At 72.6% G+C, this 15,379-nt stretch carries 16 protein-coding genes; 4 read left to right on the top strand and 12 right to left on the bottom strand.

What is annotated here, in order from left to right; translation table 11 throughout:
* Positions 1-23: 23 nt before the first annotated feature.
* Entirely contained in the window at positions 24-413 is a 390-nt protein-coding gene (locus tag ACFSDF_RS13810; RefSeq protein ID WP_377157897.1) for a hypothetical protein, read from the top strand.
* 325 nt (positions 414-738) lie between these two features.
* Here ACFSDF_RS13810 and ACFSDF_RS13805 read toward each other — a convergent pair whose 3' ends face one another.
* The 7 genes from ACFSDF_RS13805 to ACFSDF_RS13775 are packed head-to-tail and all read right to left on the bottom strand — an operon-like array spanning position 739 to position 7,040.
* The gene (locus tag ACFSDF_RS13805; protein ID WP_167251827.1) at positions 739-2,301 is read right to left on the bottom strand and encodes a two-partner secretion domain-containing protein; all 1,563 of its coding nucleotides are present in this window, start codon (positions 2,299-2,301) and stop codon (positions 739-741) included.
* 58 nt (positions 2,302-2,359) lie between these two features.
* Positions 2,360-2,980 (bottom strand): GTP cyclohydrolase II, encoded by a 621-nt coding sequence (locus ACFSDF_RS13800; protein ID WP_377157895.1) that lies wholly within the window; start codon positions 2,978-2,980, stop codon positions 2,360-2,362.
* On the bottom strand, positions 2,977-3,669 hold the full coding sequence (locus ACFSDF_RS13795; RefSeq protein ID WP_167008799.1) for a RibD family protein: 693 nt from the start codon (positions 3,667-3,669) through the stop codon (positions 2,977-2,979). Before ACFSDF_RS13795 ends, ACFSDF_RS13800 begins: the two co-directional genes overlap by 4 nt.
* Entirely contained in the window at positions 3,666-4,604 is a 939-nt protein-coding gene (locus tag ACFSDF_RS13790) for a lysylphosphatidylglycerol synthase domain-containing protein (protein WP_243843130.1), read from the bottom strand. Before ACFSDF_RS13790 ends, ACFSDF_RS13795 begins: the two co-directional genes overlap by 4 nt.
* On the bottom strand, positions 4,601-5,623 hold the full coding sequence (locus tag ACFSDF_RS13785) for a glycosyltransferase family 4 protein (RefSeq protein WP_167008796.1): 1,023 nt from the start codon (positions 5,621-5,623) through the stop codon (positions 4,601-4,603). The genes ACFSDF_RS13790 and ACFSDF_RS13785 overlap by 4 nt, the downstream gene beginning before the upstream one ends.
* On the bottom strand, positions 5,620-6,027 hold the full coding sequence (locus ACFSDF_RS13780) for a 6-pyruvoyl trahydropterin synthase family protein (protein WP_167008793.1): 408 nt from the start codon (positions 6,025-6,027) through the stop codon (positions 5,620-5,622). Before ACFSDF_RS13780 ends, ACFSDF_RS13785 begins: the two co-directional genes overlap by 4 nt.
* Positions 6,027-7,040, bottom strand: coding sequence for a zinc-dependent alcohol dehydrogenase (locus ACFSDF_RS13775; protein WP_167008790.1), 1,014 nt, complete (start codon positions 7,038-7,040; stop codon positions 6,027-6,029). The genes ACFSDF_RS13780 and ACFSDF_RS13775 overlap by 1 nt, the downstream gene beginning before the upstream one ends.
* Positions 7,041-7,137: 97 nt before the next feature.
* Between ACFSDF_RS13775 and ACFSDF_RS13770 the strand changes: the two genes are divergently transcribed.
* Positions 7,138-9,483 carry a CDP-alcohol phosphatidyltransferase family protein gene (locus ACFSDF_RS13770; protein WP_377157892.1) on the top strand — a complete coding sequence of 782 codons (2,346 nt, stop codon included), beginning with the start codon at positions 7,138-7,140 and terminating at the stop codon, positions 9,481-9,483.
* On the top strand, positions 9,480-9,881 hold the full coding sequence (locus ACFSDF_RS13765; RefSeq protein ID WP_167008787.1) for a hypothetical protein: 402 nt from the start codon (positions 9,480-9,482) through the stop codon (positions 9,879-9,881). The genes ACFSDF_RS13770 and ACFSDF_RS13765 overlap by 4 nt, the downstream gene beginning before the upstream one ends.
* Here ACFSDF_RS13765 and ACFSDF_RS13760 read toward each other — a convergent pair.
* From ACFSDF_RS13760 to ACFSDF_RS13750, 3 genes are all read right to left on the bottom strand, one after another.
* A complete protein-coding gene (locus ACFSDF_RS13760; RefSeq protein WP_167008784.1) occupies positions 9,828-10,568 on the bottom strand; it encodes an anti-sigma factor family protein in 741 nt (246 codons plus the stop codon). The genes ACFSDF_RS13765 and ACFSDF_RS13760 overlap by 54 nt on opposite strands.
* Positions 10,565-11,074 carry a sigma-70 family RNA polymerase sigma factor gene (locus tag ACFSDF_RS13755; protein WP_167008781.1) on the bottom strand — a complete coding sequence of 170 codons (510 nt, stop codon included), beginning with the start codon at positions 11,072-11,074 and terminating at the stop codon, positions 10,565-10,567. The genes ACFSDF_RS13760 and ACFSDF_RS13755 overlap by 4 nt, the downstream gene beginning before the upstream one ends.
* Positions 11,075-11,155: 81 nt before the next feature.
* Positions 11,156-12,064 (bottom strand): aminoglycoside phosphotransferase family protein, encoded by a 909-nt coding sequence (locus ACFSDF_RS13750; RefSeq protein ID WP_167009347.1) that lies wholly within the window; start codon positions 12,062-12,064, stop codon positions 11,156-11,158.
* 91 nt (positions 12,065-12,155) lie between these two features.
* Between ACFSDF_RS13750 and ACFSDF_RS13745 the strand changes: the two genes are divergently transcribed.
* Positions 12,156-12,476, top strand: a complete 321-nt coding sequence (locus ACFSDF_RS13745; RefSeq protein WP_167008778.1) for a hypothetical protein — start codon at positions 12,156-12,158, stop codon at positions 12,474-12,476.
* Between the two features lie 13 nt (positions 12,477-12,489).
* Here the strand turns inward: ACFSDF_RS13745 and ACFSDF_RS13740 are convergent, their stop codons facing one another.
* Positions 12,490-13,245: a copper chaperone gene (locus ACFSDF_RS13740; protein ID WP_167008775.1), complete on the bottom strand. Its 756-nt coding sequence runs from the start codon at positions 13,243-13,245 to the stop codon at positions 12,490-12,492.
* Positions 13,242-15,368: a tyrosinase family protein gene (locus ACFSDF_RS13735; RefSeq protein ID WP_377157889.1), complete on the bottom strand. Its 2,127-nt coding sequence runs from the start codon at positions 15,366-15,368 to the stop codon at positions 13,242-13,244. Before ACFSDF_RS13735 ends, ACFSDF_RS13740 begins: the two co-directional genes overlap by 4 nt.
* Positions 15,369-15,379 lie beyond the last annotated feature (11 nt).

Below are 15,379 nucleotides of genomic sequence, written 5' to 3'. Positions count from 1 at the left end.
GGCAGTGGCGCACAATCGAGCGCATGGATGACGGCGGCCACCTCCCCGAAGACGCCCTCAGTGCCCTGCTCCAGCGCTTCCCGGACGGATGGGGGCAGTGGATCGACTGCGACCGCGGCTGGTTCCCGCTGCTCGCCGCGCTCAACGCCGATCTCGCCGCCGTGTGCCCGGAGTACGAGTTGCGACAGGTCAAGCAGAAGTACGGGTCGCTGCGCTACTACGCCGAGCCTTGCGAGGACCACCGCGCCGTCGATGACGAGTTCCGCGCGCTGATCGCCTCGGCGGAGAAGCGCTCCTCGAGGACCTGCGAGAGCTGTGGAGCGCCAGGACGGCGCAGTGCCAGCGACCACTGGTACCGGACGCTCTGCGCCGCCTGCGGCGAGACCGCCGCCGAGCCGACCCCGACTGTGTAGGCAGCCCACCCGCCTCGTGGCCCGTGCGTGACCCCCGACCTGGAGCAAGATGCTCTGGCCCGAGGCGTACGCCGCCACGAACAGGCGGCGGTAACGCATCGCGAAGCCGTTGCAGCGCTGGCCTTCCTCGAGCCGAACTGGCCTTCAACGGGTCTCCGTCGCGCTCCAGGCACGACCCCACGCCTGCACGTTCCCCACGACCGTCCCGGGCTCCGGTGCCACGAAGGGCGCGCGCGGAAGGCGCTGAGACCTGCGCACCCGGGTGCGCTGGCACAACGCACGCGTGCGACGCCGTAGCGCTCCCCACAGCGGGGATTGTTGACGCCTACCGCGTGATCCGGACGGCTCGGCTCTTCCGTACGGCGGTGCCGTACCCGGTCTTCGCGCCGGTCACGCGGACGGTGAGGCGGTGGCCCGCGTCCGCCTTCTTCACGCGGTAGTGACGCTTCGTGGCGCGCCTGATCGGATCACCATCACGGAACCAGCGGTAACGCAGCGTCACCGTGCCCGGTCCCCAATGGCCTGCCTTCGCGGTGAGTCGCCGCCCGACCTTGCCCTTGCCGGCGACCTGGGGACGCGGTGCCGTCAGCATTCCGGCGGCGATCCTCACAGCGTTGCTCGTCCGCGTGGCCGTCTCGTAGCCCGCGCGGCTGCCAGTGACGCGCACGCTGAGGCGATGACCCCGGTCCGATGCGCGGGGCACGTACGTCGCGCCGGTCACGCCAGGAAGCACCGCACCGTCGCGCAACCACTGGTAGGCGAGCCGAACCGGGACCGGCCCCCAGCGTCCCGTGACCGACAGCCGTCGGCCGACCGCCGGCGTCCCCGCAACCCGCAGGATCGGCGCGTTCAGCACGCCTGCCGAGCAGGACGTCGACCCGGGTCCGTACGAGGCGCCCGGCGGCAGCAGCGGCGAGACGGACAGGACCTTCTGGGCGTCGAATGCGCCCGTCGCCGTGCGGTAGGTGTGGGAGACACCTCCGATCGACGTCACGGCACCTGGCCCCCGCGGGATCCCGTTCATCGTCACGCCGGCCCGCAGCGTTCCGCCGAGCGCGCACGACACGCGAAGCGCACCGAGCTCGACGCCGTCGACGCGGAGGCTGTGAACGGTGAGCGCGCTGTCGGCGGCGAGGACGACACCGGCTGACGCGGTCGCTGCGGAGGCACGATCGCTGTGCAGGCGAACGACGCCGCGGCGCGCGTCGAGGACGCCCGTGTTGCGCGCCGTGCCCTCCGGCAGGGCTCCTGCCGACGGCGCAGGGGTGATCGCGTCGGCCCCGCGCGCCGTCAGGGTCACACCGACGCTGCTCGACGACACCAACCCGATGGTGCCGTCGGGCGCGACGACCTGTCCATCGTTCGTCACGGTCGAGGATCCGAGCATCGCTGCGATGCCGCGGCTCTCGACCTGGCCCTGGTTCGTGACCGGCCCCGTCGCTGTGCCCGTGGCGAACGTCGGCGCGCCCGCGAGGAACTGCACATTCGGCGCGTCCATGCTGCTCAGGACGACGCCGCCAGCCCGAACGGACGCCCCCCTCGCGAGAACGATCCCCGAAGGGTTGACCAGCACGAGCTGCCCGTCGGCCTCGATCGCACCGGCGACGGCGGAGACGGCGTTGCCCACGACCCTGAGGAGCAGCCGGCTGTCGGCCGACGGCTGCGTGATGCGCAGGGTGTTCCCGGCGCCGACGTCGCCGGCTTGGACGTGCACGATCGCGGTCGCGGACGTCTGGGTCAGCGTCAGCGTCGTGGAGTCGTACGAGGCACCCACGCTGCCGGAGACGAGGGTGAACCCGGTCGGCAGGACCGCAGCGGCCTCGGCCGGGGCCGAGATGCCGCCGAGCAGGACGGCTACCGAGCTGGCGAGAACCACGACGCGTCGCATGCCGCGAACCGTAGCGACGCAGCCGCCCGTACGGGCGGGGATTGCACGCCCACCCGCGTCAGCGGGCCACCTCGATCGTGTGCGCGGCGCGGCGGGCCTTCGCCTCGAGGTAGCGCACGTTCGCGTCTCGCCGGTGCACCCCGGTCGGGACGCACGCGACCACGTCGATCCCGAGCCGTACGAGCTGGTCCGCCTTGTCCGGGTTGTTGGTCAGCAGGCGCACGGACGTACGACCGAGCGCACCGAGCATCTGCGCGGCGACCGTGTAGTCGCGTTCGTCCGCGCCGAAGCCCAGCGCGACGTTCGCGTCGTACGTGTCGAGGCCGGCGTCCTGCAGGAGGTACGCGTCGAGCTTCGCGTAGAGCCCGATCCCCCTGCCTTCCTGCCGCAGGTAGAGCAGCACTCCCCCGGCAGCGGAGATCTGCGCGAGCGCCTCCGCGAGCTGCGCGCCGCAGTCGCACCGTTCGCTCCCGAGCACGTCGCCGGTCAGGCACTCGCTGTGCAGGCGTACGAGAGGTGGCTCGCGGTCGGGGTCACCCAGCTCGACGGCGAGGTGCTCGCGTCCGTCGACGAGGCCTTCGAAGGTCACCAGGCGGCCGCGTACGGTCGTGCCCTCCGGGAGCGCCAGCGGGACCGGGACGCGTGCGCGGACGCCCGCGGGCGGGGGCCTGCCGCTCACGCCGCCTCACCCCGCTCGGACAAGGCGTAGCGGACGAGCACGACGTCGTCGAGCGTCCTCGTCTCCACCAGGCGTGCACGATGCTCGTTGCCCCAGGGGTAGTCCCCTTCGTCGACCCAGCGTCGTGCCCGTGGGTCACCGAGGAAGAAGGGGGCGACGACCAGCTGGAGCTCATCGGCGATCCCCTCGGTGAGGAACTGCGTGTGGACGGTCGCGCCGCCCTCGACCATCAGCCGCCGCACCCCCCGCTCGTACAGGTCCTCCGCGACGTGGCGCATCGTGACCGGTTCGCCGCCATCGACGACGGTGGCGAGGTCGCCGAACGCCTGGCGTCCCTCGTCGACCCGCAGGCTCGGGCAGTAGACGAGCTTCTCGACGTCGCCGGTGGTGAAGAACGCGCTGGCCGGATCGAGCTTGACATGCCCGCTCACGGTGACCTTCTTCGGTGAGTCGGTGGCTCCCCGTCGACGGCGACCGTCGATCCTCTCCCGCGCGCGGACGAGCAGGCGCGGGTCGTCGTTGCGTACGGTGGCCGCGCCGACGAGGATCGCGTCGCTCTCGGCGCGGATGCCGTCGACACGGTCCACGTCCGCCGGTCCGGACAGGTGCAGCGGGTGCTCCCCTGCGTCGTCGAGGTAGCCGTCGAGCGTGATTGCGCACGACAGGATCGTGTACGGGACCTCGTTCATCGCACCGCTCCCGTCATCGGAGAAGGGCCCGGGCGGATCCGCCCGCGTGCATCGCTGAGGAGGACGGCGATCCCGGGAGCCGTCGCGACGAGCGCCAGCAGCCCGTATACGACGGAGACCTCGACCCCTTGGCTCGCGCCGAGCCCGCCCGCCGCGAACGCCCAGGCGGCGACGCCCTCGCGGGGACCCCAACCCGCGAGACTCATCGGGACGGACGCGGCGAGCAGGACGAGAAGGGCGGCCGGCAGCGCGTCCGTCGCGGCGACCTGCGGCGCGGCGATCCGGACGGCGACGAGGAAGACGGCCACGTGCCCGCAGAAGGCGAGGACCGACAGCCCGACGAGCTGCACGGTGGGCGACGGACGGTGCAACACCCGGCGTACGTCGCCGGCGAGCACGCCGCGCCAGGAGCCAGGCAGTGCAGCGACGACCACGAGCACCGCACAGACCGCGGCCGCGCCGACGGCGAGAACGGCCCCGAGTGCCGACCGCAGCGGGGACGGCACCGCCACGAGCACGCCGGCCGCGACCACGACGCACACGGCCTGCCCCGCGAACCGCTCCCACGCGACGGTACGAAGGCCACGAGCGGTGTCGTCGGTGTCGCGGCCGTGGACGAGCCCTCGATGGACGTCGCCCGCGACCCCGAGCGGAAGGGTCACGTTGAGGATCTGGGAGCGGTAGTACGCGACCACGGCGTCCTTGAGACGGATCGAGGCCCCGAGCTCACGCGACACGACCTGCCAGCGCCGCGCGGCGCAGACCGTGCTCAGCGCCGTGAGGACGAGCGCGGCGAACACCCCGGCAAGCGCCGCCGACGACTGCGTCGTGGCGCGGAAGCCGTCGAGGAAAGGGACCGTACCGACGTGGGCGACGACCACGACGAGGACCGCCGCCGGGACGAGGGGCTTGAGGATGAGCGCCGCCCGCCTCACGACGGCACCGCCCCTCGGCGCTGAACGCCCTCGAGGACGGTGGAGACGGTCTCCGCGGTCGCGTCCCACGTCGAGAGCGTGTCCCGCCGTGCCCGCGCGTGCCGCCGCAGCCACGTGCGCAGGCCGACGTCGGTCAGCCAGCTCCGGAGTGCGTGGGCGAGCGCCACCGGGTTGGCCGCGTCGACGACCAGGCCCGGCGCCGCTCCGTCCGCCGTGCATCCGAGTGCCTCCTCGACGCCACCGACCGAAGCCGCGACCACCGGCACCGCGCGGGCGAGCGCCTCGGTGACCACCATCCCGTACGACTCGGCGCGCGAGGGCAGGACGAGCAGATCGGCGGAGGCGTACTCGGCGGCGAGCCGGTCACCTCTGAGCGGTCCGGTCCAGGTCACACGCCCGCCGAGCCCGAGCTCGCCGCTGCGGCGCATGACCGCTCGGCTGTACGGAGGCTCCACATCCCGCGAGCCGACCATGCGGCACCCCCACGCCAGGTCCGTCAACGACCCGAGCGCATCGACGAGATCGTGCTGGCCCTTGGCCGCCGAGACCGCACCGACGCACAGGAGGCGGCCCCCGTCCTCCGTCCCCCGATGCGCAAGCGACTCGTCGACCCCCGGCCACGCCACGTGGAGGTGCTGGGGAGCGAGTCCGTACACGTTGGTGATCCGGTCGGCCGTCCACTGGCTCGTCGTCACCACGGCGGCAGCGGACGCGAGCACCGCGCGCTCGTCGCCGTCCGGCCCGATCGGCTCGTGCAGCAGCACCACCACGTGCAGACGGCTGGCGTTCGCGCCGACGACGGCACCGGCCCCCCGCGTGACGAGCCCGTCGGTGAGCACGAGACTCCCGTCCGGGATCGACGCGAGGACCTCGCCGAGCGGTGCTCGCACCGGATGCTCGCGCAGCGACCACCCGCCGGCCTCGAGCGCGCCCGCCAGCCGACGGTCGTACACGTTCCCCCCGCTCGGTCGGTGCGGGTCGTCGATACCGTCGGGGACGACGAGGTGGACGACGGTCATGGCACGTCCAGCCCTCGCTCGTACGTGGCCCACGCGGTCGGCGACTCGCGCAGGGTCACGACGAGCCCGTCGAGGTCCGCCCCGGGGCGGCCGAGCGCACCGTCCGCGACCTGCAGCGCCAGCCGGTCGGCGAGCAGCCGGGCCAGGACCTCCGTGGTCGTGTTGGTCCCGGCGAGCTCCGGCTCGTCGTCCAGGTTGCGGTAATTCAGCGCCGCGAGCGCCGCGTGCAGCACCTCGGCGGCACGACCGAGGTCCACGACCACCCCGTCGTCGTCGAGCGTCGCGGCACGAAAGGTCGCCTCGACGACATAGGTCGCGCCGTGCAGCCGCTGGGCGGGACCGAACACCACCCCGCGCAGGCTGTGGGCGACCATGACGTGGTCACTGACCGTCACGGCGAACATCACGCGCCGCCGATGTGGTCGACGCTCGCGCGATCGACGCCGGCGTACTCGATGACGTGGCACAACGGCGCGCCTGCCCCGGAGACCAGGCGCGCCATCGTCACCGGCAAGTCCTCGAACCGCGAGCGGCCCGTCAGCAGCACGTCGAACGCGTCGTCGTGCAGCAGCTCGAGGGCAAGGCGGAGACGATCCCGCGTCGAGCGCCGGTGGGCGCGCGCGGGTGAGACCGTTCCGACCTGGCTGGAGCGGATGCTCAGCCGTCGGGAGTGGAAAGCGCCGCCGAGACGCAGCTCGACGGGTGTGTCGCCGTACCAGCTGAGGTCGACGACGGTGCCGTCCGTCGCAAGGAGGTCGAGAGCGCACTGGAGTCCAGCGGCGGTGGCACTCGCATGGAGGACGAGGTCGTACCCGCCGCCCGCCGCGTCCGGTGCCGCGAACCCTGCTCCCAGCGCCGAGGCCGTCGACGCCCGGTCCGCAACGGTGTCGACGAGCGTGACCTCGACGCCCGGGATGCGGGCGAGGAGTCGAGCGACGCAGCACCCGACCATCCCGGCGCCCACGACAGCGATCCGGTCCCCCATGAGCGGGCGCGCGTCCCAGAGGGCGTTCACCGCCGTCTCCACCGTCCCGGCGAGGACGGCCCGCTGCGGCGGCACGCCCTCGGGGACGACGGCGACGGCCGCAGCGGGCGCGACATACGCGGTCTGGTGCGGGTACAGGCAGAAGACCGTCCGGTCTTGCAGCTCGCTGGGCCCGCGCTCGACGACGCCGACGTTCAGGTAGCCGTACTTCACGGGGCCGGGGAGCTCGCCCTCCTGGAAGGGGGCGCGCATGGTCGCGTACTGATCGGGCGGGACCCGTCCCCCGAACACCAAGGCCTCGGTGCCCCGGCTGATGCCCGAGCGCAGCGTACGCACGAGGACCTCGTCGGCTCCAGGCTCGCGCAGGCGGGCGTCGCGCAGCTCTCCGACACCGGGCTTGCGCACCCAGAACGCCTGCGCCTGCTTCGTCACCGGAGGGAACCTCCCTTGCCCTGCTGGACACCGCCCGATTGAACCGATCCGTCACCGCGACCGTTTCTGGTCATGTACCGAGGAACACGGAGGAGCCGTGCCGGAGGTTCAACGTTGGCCGTGGGTCGGCCTGACCGCATCGCTGCTGATGGTCGTGCTGCTCGACCTGCGGGTCGGGCTCAGCGAGGTGGGCTGGGTCGGCGGCGGCGTCCTGGCGGTCGGGGTCGCCGTCCTGCTGGGCCGCGCTCTCGTACGGACGCGGACGCGGCGGTTCGGGTCCGCGAACGCGGTCACGCTCTCCCGCTCGGCCCTCACCGTGGCGGTGGCCGCGCTCGCCGTCGGTACGGATCTGCGGGGTCGCGCCCTCGTCGTTCTCGTCAGCCTCGCGGCACTCGCCCTCGTGCTCGATCTCGTCGACGGCCGCGTCGCGCGCCGTACCGGCACCGTGAGCACCCTCGGCGCCCGGTTCGACATGGAGGTCGATGCGCTGCTCGTCCTCGTGCTGAGCGTGGCCGTCGTCCGGTCCCTCGGCTGGTCCGTTGCCTGGGTCCTGGTGATCGGGGCGGCGCGCTACCTCCTGCTGGCCGCGACGGCCGTCCTCCCCTGGCTGCGTGAGCCGACCCCCGTACGCCCGTGGGCGAAGGTCGTGGCGTCTGTCCAAGGCGTCGCCCTCACCGTCGTCGTCGCGGGAGTGCTGCCCCGTACGGTCGCGCTCGGCGTGCTGGTCGCGGCGCTCGCTCTTCTCTCCGAGTCGTTCGGGTGGCAGGTGCGCTGGCTGTGGCGGCACCGCGCCCGCGGTCGTACGGCCCGTCCCGCGCCGGCAGTCGTCGCACCGGCAGCGACGGCGGCGGCAGCCCTCGTCGTCTGGGCCGCGCTCGTCCTTCCCGACCGCGCGACCGATCTGTCTGCCGCGAGCCTGCTGCGCGTCCCGCTGGAGGGGGCGGTGCTCCTGGGGTTGGCGGTGCTGGTCCCGCCCCGCGCCGCCCGAGCAGCCGCGGTCGGCGCTGGGCTCGTGATCGCTGTCGTGGTCCTGCTCAAGGTCCTCGAAGGGGTGTTCTGGGGCGTCTTCGACCGCCCGTTCGACCTGCTCAACGACGGCTACTACCTCGGGCCCGGCTTCGGCGTGCTCGTGGACTCGATCGGCAGAGCCGCGGCGGTGGGCGCCGTCGCCGCACTCGTGCTGGCCGTCGTCGCGCTCGCGGTGACGCTGCCGTGGAGCCTGCTGCGCCTGGCCCGCGTGGCCCGCGGACGGCGAGCGCTGGCGCTCGGTGTCGCTGCGCTCATGGCGCTGCTCTGGGTGGGCGCGACCGTGACGGGTGCGCGGATCCCCGGCGGCGCCGGTGTCGCGACCGCCTCGACGACCACGGCCGCATACGACCAGGTCACGCGCCTGCGCGCGGACCTCGCTGACCGCAAGGCGTTCGGTGCGGCGATCCGCCACGATCCGTACGCGAACGTCCCACCCGACCGGCTGCTGACCGCCCTGCGCGGCAAGGATGTGCTCCTCGTCTTCGTCGAGAGCTACGGCCGCGTCGCCGTCGAGGGCTCCCGCTTCTCGCCGGCGGTGTCCTCGGCGCTGGTCCGGGGGACACAGCGCCTCACGGCGGCCGGGTATGCGACGCGCAGCGCGTACCTCACCTCGCCGACCTTCGGCGGAGGGAGCTGGCTGGCCCACGCCACGATGCAGTCCGGGCTCTGGGTCGACAGCCAGCAGCGCTACGACCAGCTGTTGAGCACGCGGCGCCTCACGCTCAGCGCGGCGTTCGGCCGCGCCGGATGGCGCACGGTGCTCGACGCACCTGCCACGACGCGGCCGTGGCCGCAGGGCGCGCGCTTCTACGGCGTCGACCGGCTGTACGGCGCAGCGGACGTGGGCTATCGCGGCCCCGCGTTCAGCTATGCGACGATGCCCGACCAGTACGTGCTCGCCGCGCTGCACCGCCTCGAGCTGGCAGGCAAGGATCGCCGACCGGTGATGGCGGAGATCGATCTCGTCTCCAGCCACCACCCGTGGACCCCGCTCCCCTACATGGTCGGCTGGCACGAGGTCGGCAACGGCTCGGTCTTCGACGACATGCCGTCCCAGGGCCTGTCACCCCGCCAGGCCTTCCGTGATCCCGACCGGGTCCGAGAGCTCTACGGCCGCTCGATCGTCTACAGCTGGCAGGCGCTCGTCTCCTACCTGGACCACTACCGCGACCCGAATCTGGTGGTCATCGCTCTCGGGGACCACCAGCCGCACCGCTCCGTGAGCGGCCGCGACCCCGGGCGCGACGTCCCGGTCTCCGTGATCGCGCAGGACCCCCAGGTCCTCCGCGCGATCACGGGGTGGGACTGGCGGCCCGGGCTTCTCCCCGCTCCGGACGCGCCCGTCTGGCCGATGGACCGCTTCCGCAACACGTTCCTCAGAACATTCAGCCTCGAGGGAAGGAACCCGTCATGAACATTCGCATCGTCGCAGCACTCACCGTGCTCGTCTCCGCAGTCGTCCACCTGTGGTTGTGGCTGGACGGCGTCAAGGACCAAGGGACGGTCGGCGGCCTGTTCGTCGTCAACGTCGTCGCCGGTGTCGTGATCGCCGTCCTGCTCGTGACCTGGAAGCACTGGATCCCGCTGTTCCTCACCGCCGGCTTCGGCCTCGCGACGCTCGTGGCGTTCCTGATCTCTGCGACGGTCGGCCTGTTCGGCGTCGAGACCGGCTGGAGCTGGTATGCATGGGTGGCCGCGATCAGCGAGGTGCTCGCCGTGATCCTCGCCGTCGCCGCCGCCTCACGCGAGGGCTACCTCTCACGCGGGGGTACGCAGCACGGCGGATCCGTCGGCGTCGCGCACCTCCACTGACGCGATGTCGGCACGCGGCGTCGCGGTGGCTGCCGTCAGGTGCATCGTCTTGCCCGGCAGCCCCCGCCACGTCGCCACATGCTCTTCCTGTCCGTCGCGGGTGAGGACGACCAGTGCGTACGTCGCCGCACCGCCGTACTCGCCCTCGTACGGTCCTGCCGTCGGATAGCTGCAGGTGAGCGCCAGCTTCGTCCCCCACGCGACGGTGCTCAGCGCGAGCTGCGCCGTCATCGAGGTCTCCTCCTCGGCCGGCACCATCGGCGTGCCCGTCGGCTCGGTGGTGGGCTGGCTCGTCGGCTCGGTGGTGGGCTGGCTCGTCGGGGGGTTCTGCGCAGCGGGCTCGTCGCGGCTCCCCCACTGCGCCCCGGCCGCGAAGCCGCCGGCCACCACCGCGACCGCAGCGGCTGCGGCGATGCCGACGCTCACCCACCGACGCCGCTGCCGCTGCCGTGCGGCGAGCGCCAGGACGGTCGGCCGCAGGCTCTCGGGCAAGGGCTCGTCCGTCTCGGGCGGGTCCCAGACGTCGACGGGCACCTTCGACAGCAGCCCGGGAAGTCCGGCGAGCTCCTGGACCGCCTGCTGGCACGCCTCGCACCCCGCGAGGTGGTTCTCAAACTCGAGCCGGTCCGCGGTGGACAGCGATCCCAGGACGTACGCACCGTCGAGATGCTCGTAGGGACACGTCATGCCGTCACCCCTCTCTCTTCGAGCGCGAGGCGCAAGGCCCGCAGAGCGTAGTGCGTGCGCGACTTCACGGTCCCGGTCGGCACCCCGAGGCGCGTGGCGGCATCGGCGACCGACGCGCCCCGGAAGTAGCACTCCACAAGGACGGCGCGGTGCTCGTCCGACAGCTGTGTCAGCGCATCGGCGACCATCCAGGAGGTCAAGAGCTGGTCCGTACGATCCGACTCGCCGGCGTCGGGCACGTCCGCGACGACGACCTCACCTCGCACTTTCCTCGCCCTCCAGTCGTCGATGACGATGTTGCGCGCCACGGTGAACAGCCACGCGCGCACCGAGCCCTGAGAGCGCTCGAGCGTCGGCGCTGCACGCCAGGCGCGGAGCAGGGTCTCCTGGACGACATCCTCCGACCGTGCCCGGTCGTACCCGGTCAGACGCAGGCAGAACCGCCACAGCGCCTCCGCATGGGCGTCGTGGAGCCGCTCCATCACCGCGTCGGGGCTCTCGGACATGACACCTCCGCCCTCTACCACGTCCTGGGGGGCCGGATGGTTCACAGCAGACCACGTCGACGCCGCCGACGTCGAGGGCGCTCAGGCGTCGGCGAGCACCTGCGCGAGCGTGTGCTCGCCGATCGCGCGCAGCATCGGGGCATCGTCGGACGAGGTGACAAGCAGGGTCCCGAACAACGCTGCCCATGCGAGAGCACGGTCCCAGGTCGCGTCGTCGGCGTAGCCTGCCTCCGACACGCGCCGGCGGAACACCGCCCGGTCCCGCGGCCCGAACGTCAGCCACGCCGTCGCGAGGTCACTGGCGGGGTCGCCGGACGTGACGTCGCCGAAGTCGATCACCGCGGAGAGCGTGGGCGACCCGTCCGCGGACGGCGCGGCCAGCAGGTTCGCCGGGTGCAGGTCGCCGTGGACCCACAGCGCGGGCCCGTCCCAGGGCGGCGTCGGCAGGAGCCGGTCCCAGAGGGCGAGGAGCACGTCGGCGTACGGCACGTGGCCGGTCGCGAGCCGTTCGCGCATGCCGTCGTCGCGCGCAGAGAGCGGCACTCCCCGGTACGCGCTCGCGGGCGCCTCGGCAGGAGCCGGACGGTGCAGCGCGACCACGAACGCGGCGAGCGGCTCCATCAGTCCTCCGCGCTCGCCGAGGGTCAGGTCTCCCACCGCCTGCCCGGGGAACCACGGCACGATGCTCCACGCCCACGGGTACGCCGGCCCGCGGGTGCCGTCACTCGGCTTCCCGGTGCGTACGGGCGCGGGGACGCGGGCCGGGAGGTGCGGCGCGAGGACCGGCAACCACTCCTGCTCGTGGCGGACGAGGGCGGCTGCGAGCGCACGGCGCGGCATCCGGAGCGCCAGCGTGTCACCGAGCCGCAGCACCACGTTGTCCCAGCCGTTCGCGACGACCCTCAGCGGGAGGGCCGCGAGGTCAGGATGCTGGGCCTCGAGGAGGCCTCGCACGAGCGGCACGGTGACGTCGATCTCGGCGGCGGGCATCGGGGGCACCGGTCGATGGTAGGCCGCATGATCCACCACTGGGGACACACGCACTGGACCACTGACCCGGACAACCGCCATCCTGGTCCGCATGAGCGACGACCCTGCGACCGTGAGCCCGGGAGGGGTCACGTACGGCAAGCGCGCCGCGCACCTTCCGCCGAGCAGCGCGGGTCCTGACTGGCCATACCCGACCTGCGTCCGGTTCTGCGCGATACCCCACGAGGTCGGCGCTCCCTGCCGGTCGTTCGGCGAGGAGGTCTTCCTGAGCCTCAGCGGCGTCGATCCTGAGACCGGCGAGCCCACCTTCGCGCTGGTCTTTCCCGGCGGACCGGGCACTCCCGAGGTCATCCTGACGGCCTACCAGGCCTCTGTCCTCGCTGCGGAGCTGTCGCCCGAGAGCCTGCGCTGACGATCCCGGCCGCTCAGTGCTGGTGCTCGGCGGGGTGCCCGGGCAACGGCGCCTCGCCGCCGACCACCCCGTACGAGAGCGCGAGCGAGAGCAGCCCCAGACCGACCACGACGAGCGCGCCGTCCGCTCGTGAGACGTTGCCGCCGCGTCGGCGCTCGACCACGCCGAGCACAGTGGCAAGGGCCATCACGACGAGTCCGTGCCCGATCATCACCGCCGTCATGAGCACCCAGCACGTCGCGACGCACCGCCTCGCGGTCGCCATGCCATAGCGGGCGCAGTCACGATCAGCGCGCCACCCACGCGGCGCGAGCGGCCTCGTCATGGCGCACTGGCGCACGAGGCGTTGGCGGCCCGGAGCGACGTACGCCACCACCGCGACCGCGAAGCCGACCACGATCGCGGGGCGCCACCCGATCGCGATGACCAGGAGTCCCCCGAGCGTGATCGTGACGGCAGCGACGACCGTCCACACCGCGAGGTAGCCGACGAGATAGGCGCCCGCGGCCCGGTAGCGCCGCGGCCAGAGGCTGGTGTGCGCGACATGGGCGACCTGCGGCAGGACGAACGGCACCATCATCGCCGTCGACATCACCGCCGCGTGCGACAGCGCGTGCAGCGGAGGGTGGACCTCACCCGACCCGAAGAAGTGGCCTGGCTCGCCCAGCCCGACGGCAAGCAGCGATGCCCATGCCGCGGCAGCGAGCGCCACGGCACACCACTCGGGGTGGTACCAGTGCGTCCGTACAACGAGGCCGGCCGTGCTCATGAGTAGAAGAGGCTCACGCGGCCGACCGAGATGTCACCTTCCTCCGTGCGGCCCGACTTGTCGGGCAAGGGCGTGAACGCCACGGTCAGCTTCTTGGGGTCCCACTGACCGGCTGCGGACAACGCCTTCACGATCTTCGTGATCTCGAACGTCGCGTTCTTGCCGCTGCCGCTGTGGGTATCGCTTCGCCGCGATGCCTCGATGACACCGAACATCGGCAGCTGACCGACCTCACGATCAGGGAACTCCGTCGCGCGGGCACCGGCCGGCACGTTCACGTGGACGAGGACGGGACCCGCGCTGAGCCGGGTCGCGGTGATGTTCTCGAGCCGGAGGAAGACCCGGGAGCCGGGCGGCACCGTGCCGGCCTCGTCGACGAGGCGCGCGAGCGGACCACGCGGCGCGCTGACGTCGATCGGCACCGAGGACGGGCCGGACCGGATCGGCACCGGGCCGCTCGATGCTCCGACCAGCTCAGGAGGACGCGTCTCCTCCTCTCCGAACTCTTCCCCCTCGCCCGTCGGCTCGCCGAACGCCTCCCGGGCGCCCCTCTCGGGCATGTCGGAGTAGCGATAGCCCAGCGGTGGCCGACGAGGGTCGATCACCTGCTCGGTCGTCATCGATGTCGTCGTCCCGCCGGTTCCAAAGACCCATCGAGCGTCTCGCCACTGCCGCTCCCGCGGGTTGCGGCGGCGGGGCTGTCGCAACCACACCTCCCACAGCCGGTCGATGTTCGCGTGGTGCAGCCAGAACACGGGGTCCTGCCCTGCCGTCTCGAAGCGTGACATCAGACCCAGCGGGACCCGGCCGCCGACCGCGACGTGCACGTCTCCGTGCGGCGTCGCCTCGAGCGTTCCCGCACCGGGCCCATTCTCATGGGTCCCCACCGGCGCCGTCCGCCCCCCGAACGCCGGGAGGAATTGGTCGCTGAACGACGTCTGATCCATCGCGCCCTTCACGGCGACGTCCCGAGGGTCCATAGGATCCCCGCGTCTGATCGACTCGCTGCGCAGGCGGACCATCAGGGGGTTGTCGACGTTGTCGGGCGTCCGCGCGGCGAGGAACGCCGGTGGAAGCTTCCGGACGTCGGGACGGCTGGCGTCGCTGTAGTTCCAGAACGGTAGCGCCCAGCCGTTCGGGCCACCGAGCCGCACGATCTCGTCGCGGACGATGCGCTCGAAGTGGTAGAGATACACGCGATGCCACGGCAGGAAGTGCCAGCTCTCGTGCTCGCACGTGTTCCAGCGCGCCCCGGACGGCCAGGCGGACCGCGAGATGTCGGTCCCGTGGGTCTCGGCCAGGTGCCGCCAGCACCGTGGATCGGGGAAGCTCCCCGAATCGCGGGCCTGGAGCGCGGCGACCGCGCGGGCGTACCAGAGGATCGTCGGGTGCCACACGTTCGTGGCGCTCAGCGTCCAGACGTCCTCGCGGACCCGCACGGCAGGGGCGGGCGTGGGAGTCGGGGTCGGGGTCGGGGTCGGGGTCGGCGTCGGTGTGGGTGTGGGTGCGGGTGTCGGGGTAGGCGTGGGTGTGGGCGTCGGCCCGGGCAGCGGCGTCACCGCCAGCTTCTCCAGCTCCGGCCAGGTCTTCGGCCCGATCACTCCGTCACGGACCAGCCCGCGGCAGGCCTGGAACATCTTCGTCGCGAGCTCGGTCCCCTGCCCGAACCGGCAGTCGACGACCAGCGGGTCCTGCCCGATCGCCTTCAGCTGCGGCTGGAGCGACGAGATGTACTGGCGCGTGGCCTGGCTCGTGTCCGAGCACGCCGGGGTCCCTGCACGCCACGAAGAGAGAAACCGGTTGAGCAGGTGCTGGGCGTAGCCGACCGCAGGGTTGCGTGCCCGAGACGCCGAGGTGCTCCGGTGGAGCAGCGGCCGCGGGCCCACAGGAGCGGCGGGAGGGCCCTCGCCGGGTGCGCACCGGTGCGGCCCCCACGTCTCTCCCTCGGTGGTGGGCGTCTCGGTCCACTCGGTCTCCGTGCCCCACTCGGTCTCGGTGCCCCACTCCGCCTCGGGGGCAGACTGGGTCTCGGTCCACTCCGCCGCGAACGGGCTCTCGTCGAACCACTCACGCGTCGCGGGGTCGGCCTCGGTCGTCTGCCACGGCGCCTCGTCCTCGTGCATGATCCACCCCC

Source organism: Mumia zhuanghuii (genome assembly GCF_042681565.1).
Classification (GTDB): domain Bacteria; phylum Actinomycetota; class Actinomycetes; order Propionibacteriales; family Nocardioidaceae; genus Mumia.
The sequence above is the reverse complement of the archived record's forward strand: the minus strand, read 5'-3'. Positions and strand labels throughout refer to the sequence as shown.

What these genes read in the sequence shown, in the direction of transcription:
- ACFSDF_RS13810 (WP_377157897.1), top strand. Translation starts at nt 24, where the DNA reads ATGGATGACGGCGGCCACCTCCCCGAAGACGCCCTCAGTGCCCTGCTC.
- ACFSDF_RS13805 (WP_167251827.1), bottom strand. Translation starts at nt 2,301, where the DNA reads ATGCGACGCGTCGTGGTTCTCGCCAGCTCGGTAGCCGTCCTGCTCGGC.
- ACFSDF_RS13795 (WP_167008799.1), bottom strand. Translation starts at nt 3,669, where the DNA reads ATGAACGAGGTCCCGTACACGATCCTGTCGTGCGCAATCACGCTCGAC.
- ACFSDF_RS13785 (WP_167008796.1), bottom strand. Translation starts at nt 5,623, where the DNA reads ATGACCGTCGTCCACCTCGTCGTCCCCGACGGTATCGACGACCCGCAC.
- ACFSDF_RS13780 (WP_167008793.1), bottom strand. Translation starts at nt 6,027, where the DNA reads ATGTTCGCCGTGACGGTCAGTGACCACGTCATGGTCGCCCACAGCCTG.
- ACFSDF_RS13765 (WP_167008787.1), top strand. Translation starts at nt 9,480, where the DNA reads ATGAACATTCGCATCGTCGCAGCACTCACCGTGCTCGTCTCCGCAGTC.
- ACFSDF_RS13760 (WP_167008784.1), bottom strand. Translation starts at nt 10,568, where the DNA reads ATGACGTGTCCCTACGAGCATCTCGACGGTGCGTACGTCCTGGGATCG.
- ACFSDF_RS13755 (WP_167008781.1), bottom strand. Translation starts at nt 11,074, where the DNA reads ATGTCCGAGAGCCCCGACGCGGTGATGGAGCGGCTCCACGACGCCCAT.
- ACFSDF_RS13750 (WP_167009347.1), bottom strand. Translation starts at nt 12,064, where the DNA reads ATGCCCGCCGCCGAGATCGACGTCACCGTGCCGCTCGTGCGAGGCCTC.
- ACFSDF_RS13745 (WP_167008778.1), top strand. Translation starts at nt 12,156, where the DNA reads ATGAGCGACGACCCTGCGACCGTGAGCCCGGGAGGGGTCACGTACGGC.
- ACFSDF_RS13740 (WP_167008775.1), bottom strand. Translation starts at nt 13,245, where the DNA reads ATGAGCACGGCCGGCCTCGTTGTACGGACGCACTGGTACCACCCCGAG.
- ACFSDF_RS13735 (WP_377157889.1), bottom strand. Translation starts at nt 15,368, where the DNA reads ATGCACGAGGACGAGGCGCCGTGGCAGACGACCGAGGCCGACCCCGCG.